Here is a 2,230-nt window from a genome sequence, read left to right as displayed (position 1 = left end):
GTTTACCGATGCCCCGGTAGGTGAACTGTACCGAGACAATCGGATTGCCTTCGGGCAGTAACAAGGGCTCGGTCTGTCGGGGAAGCCGAGAGTCCGCCGTTGCGTTGTCGGGCAGGGGCGATGACGGCTCGCTTGCGGCGTTCAACACCAAGGAGTGCTTAACGCCGTAGTCAGGCTGAAATGTCTCGCTATGCTGCTCGAACAGCGTTTCGGTGGTCACTACCAGCGTCGGTCTGGCGATGCTGATGACGCTGTTCATTTCGAATGGCGTCAGTTTGTAGTTGAGAATGACCGGAACCGCACCGCGACCGATGATCGCCAAATAGTAAGCGATGAACTCCACCCCATTGGGTAGAACGAGCGCTACTTTGTCGCCAGGCAATACATTTAATGCTGAGAGTGCGCCATTGCACTCTTCAGCCTTTATACGCAACTCACGGTAAGTGACGGTATCTTCTTCCGCGTCCAGGTTCCTGATGGCAATGTGCTCAGGGAACGACTCTGAAAAACCGACGAACCGATGCAGAAAACCTTCTTTAGATGAAAGGCTTTTCATTTACCAACCTCTCTCAATCCTTGAATTTATGGTCAGACAAAAAAGTACTACAGAGGCAGGCTATATATAAATTGTTTCAATTAAGCATCAATGTAGTTATTTTTCCGATACCAATCCAGGGTATCGGTCAATGTTTCCGTCACGGGGCGGAACTTGCACTGCAATTCTTTCAGGCTTTTGTTGTGGCTGAAATGGGTGCGCCCTTGCTCTTGTTCCATGAGTTTGACAGTGGAAGTGCTGATGAGCACCGGCTTTTTCGTGATTCGGTAATAACCTTCATAGATCAAGGCAATTATACGCAGCATGAACAGTGGCACTTTGCGCTCCGGCGCTTTTACGCCGCTGACACTGGAGAGCGCCTGGAAAATGCTTTTCATGTCCATGTGATTGCCGGCTGCCAGGTAGCGTTCTCCGGATCGGCCGCGTGTGATCGCCGCGAGTTGATGCTCTGCTACATCCCTGGCATCGACAACGGAAAAACTTCCAGGCAGTACGCCGGGCAATTTCTGTCCGACAAAGTCGAGCAGGAACTGTCCTGATGAGGTCGGGCCGATGTCCCCAGGGCCAAACATCCAGCCAGGCAATACCATGGCAACGAACATGTCCGGATRCCGCGCCAGGAATTCCTGAACTTTCTGTTCAGACAATATTTTACTCAGGTAGTAATCGTCAGCCTCCGATTCACTGCGAGACATTGTTTCATCGATCACCTGATCTTTATCGCCCTTCAAGACGGCAATGGAGGAGGTATGGACTGCACGACGAATGCCTGCGGCATAAGCGGCCTGCAACAGGCGCTCGGTACCGGTCACGTTAGTGTCATACAGTTTCTGCCAGTGCTTTCCACCTTTGTAACTATCGCGGAAATAGGCGGCCGTATGAAACAAGGCATCACAGCCTTGCAAGGCATGGCTGAAGGCGTCGACATTGAGCATGTCGCCTTCGACAAATTCGACAGGCAGATTGCCGAACTGCTTCTTGGCTTTTTCGACGGAGCGGACCAGTGCTTTTACTTTGATGTTTCGCTTTAAAAGCGCATGAACCACATTATTGCCGAGCAGGCCTGTAGCGCCTGTAACAAAGGCATATTCCATTAAAATCCAGCTCCTGTGGGGTGGTAACCTGCTACTGCATTGAGATTGATGTCACCGCGCTCGATGCTTTGACCAGGCAGGGGGCGTCAACGGCGGCAAGTAAAAACCATTCGGTATCTGGAAATCAAGCGGTATTTAACAGTCGCCACAAGGTCGACGCCCTTGAACCCGACCTGAAACACGAAAATCCTGTGGTTTAGAGCGTTGTCGACAGCAGGCATTCACCGGGATCGGGCGGATGGAGGTCATCGCTAGACATTTTTGCCGTCCGTCGCCTGCCTTCTGGGGGGAGTCAAAAGACACCCTTGCTGACTCGATTCATCAGGGCGCGCGCGTCAGGCTGGATACCAAGGCGCCTGAACGTGCGGGGCCCAATACATGGCATTTACATGGCACTCCTTAAAAGTTTAAATGCAAAGTGATTAAGAGGGCTTAGTATAAGATATGATAGTTAAAACAGGTTTGCGCAGTGAGTGGCAGATCCGTTGCATCCAGTTACAAATAGATTTGTTTGGCCAAAGGAGCCGAAGGCGTGATTAAAAAGAGATTAGGTCGAGAAGAAAGTCAGCAAATAACAAGG

General features: G+C 51.1%; 2 protein-coding genes. Both read right to left on the bottom strand.

What is annotated here, in order from left to right; translation table 11 throughout:
• The coding region (locus AC1DLB_RS28115) for an AMP-binding protein (protein WP_477786096.1) at positions 1–556 on the bottom strand (556 nt) is incomplete at its 3' end.
• A gap of 80 nt (positions 557–636) precedes the next feature.
• Complete coding sequence (locus AC1DLB_RS28110; RefSeq protein WP_477786095.1) at positions 637–1,650, bottom strand: SDR family oxidoreductase; 1,014 nt, start codon at positions 1,648–1,650, stop codon at positions 637–639.
• Positions 1,651–2,230: the final 580 nt, after the last annotated feature.

The organism is Pseudomonas sp. 05N434 (assembly GCF_056396965.1).
Note: the sequence above shows the minus strand (reverse complement) of the source record. Positions and strands in the feature narration are given on the sequence as shown.